Below are 1,520 nucleotides of genomic sequence, written 5' to 3' on the forward strand. Positions count from 1 at the left end.
AGCGGGAGCAAGCTCCCTCGCCACAGTTTCCGTCTCCAAATTACCGACCTCTGAGGACCCTGTTCGATCATCGAACACTTATTGCCCGATGCCTTCGGCTTTGTTTGACCAAATTAACCATCTAGTACAATTTATCTCCACCGGCTGAAATCCGCCGACCCCAACAATAAAAATGTGGAGAAATTGCCATGCCTCCGATCGTTCTGGTGCTCAACGGCCCGAACCTGAACCTGCTCGGCACCCGCGAGCCGGCCACCTACGGCCACGAAACCCTGGCCGACATCTCGTCGCTATGCGGTCGTGCCGCTGAGGAACTCGGCCTGGCGGTGGAGTTTCGCCAGACCAATCAGGAAGGCGAATTGCTGGACTGGGTGCATGGCGCACGCGGCCGGTGTGCCGGCATCGTCATCAACCCGGCAGCCTGGACCCACACCTCGGTGGCGATCCGCGATGCCCTGGTCGCCAGCGAAGTCCCGGTGATCGAGGTGCACCTGTCCAACGTCCACGCCCGCGAAACGTTCCGTCATCACTCCTTTGTTTCATCGGTCGCCATCGGTGTGATGTGCGGGTTTGGCAGCCATGGTTATCGCCTGGCGCTGGAGCATTTCAGTCAGCGGTTAAAGGGTTGATGAGCATGTCGAATATCACCGTGCTTGCCGGCCTGATTGGTGCGGGCATCCAGGCTTCGCGCACCCCTGCCCTGCATGAGCGCGAGGGCGATGCCCAGGGCATGCGCTACCTCTATCGACTGATCGATCTGGACGCCCTGGAACTCGACAGCGGCGCCCTGCCCGACTTACTCAAGGCCGCCGAGCATATGAACTTCACCGGCCTGAACATCACCTTCCCCTGCAAACAGGCGATCATCCCGTTGCTCGACGAACTGTCGCCCGAGGCCAGGGGCATTGGCGCGGTGAATACCGTGGTGTTCAAGGAGGGCAAACGCATCGGCCACAACACCGACTGCCTGGGGTTCGCCGAAGGGTTTCGCCGCGGCCTGGGTGAAGTGGCGCGCAAGCATGTGGTCCAGATGGGTGCCGGTGGCGCAGGCGCGGCGGTGGCCCACGCGCTGTTGGCAGAAGGCACACAGACGCTGAGCATTTTTGATGTTGAAGTCAGCCGCGCCGAAGCGCTGGCAAACAACTTGAATCAACACTTCGGTCCTGGCCGCGCCCGCGCCGGGCATGATTTGCCTGCCGCCATGGCCAAGGCGGACGGCCTGGTGAATACCACGCCCATGGGCATGGCCAAACTGCCGGGCATGCCGGTGCCGGTCGAGCTGCTGCGGGGCGAGTTGTGGGTCGCGGAAATCGTCTACTTCCCACTGGAAACCGAACTGCTGCGCAACGCCCGCGCGCTGGGTTGCCGCACGCTGGATGGCGGCAACATGGCAGTGTTCCAAGCGGTGAAGGCGTTCGAGCTGTTCAGCGGCGTCGCGCCGGATGCGCAGCGGATGCTGGAGCATTTCCAGAGCATGAATCACTGAACCCACCCTTGTGGGAGCGAGCCTGCTCGCGATA

The 1,520-nt window shown here is 62.0% G+C and carries 2 protein-coding genes; both read left to right on the plus strand.

Annotation, left to right across the window (positions count from 1 at the left end; all coding sequences use genetic code 11):
• Nucleotides 1-188 precede the first annotated feature (188 nt).
• On the plus strand, nucleotides 189-629 hold the full coding sequence (aroQ, locus tag HU811_RS26880; protein ID WP_092459777.1) for a type II 3-dehydroquinate dehydratase: 441 nt from the start codon (nucleotides 189-191) through the stop codon (nucleotides 627-629).
• Between the two features lie 5 nt (nucleotides 630-634).
• Nucleotides 635-1,486 carry a shikimate dehydrogenase gene (locus HU811_RS26885; RefSeq protein WP_371913971.1) on the plus strand — a complete coding sequence of 284 codons (852 nt, stop codon included), beginning with the start codon at nucleotides 635-637 and terminating at the stop codon, nucleotides 1,484-1,486.
• The last annotated feature ends 34 nt before the right edge of the window (nucleotides 1,487-1,520 follow it).

Origin of the sequence: Pseudomonas tehranensis, assembly GCF_014268615.1 — a bacterium.
Classification (GTDB): Bacteria; Pseudomonadota; Gammaproteobacteria; order Pseudomonadales; family Pseudomonadaceae; genus Aquipseudomonas; species Aquipseudomonas tehranensis.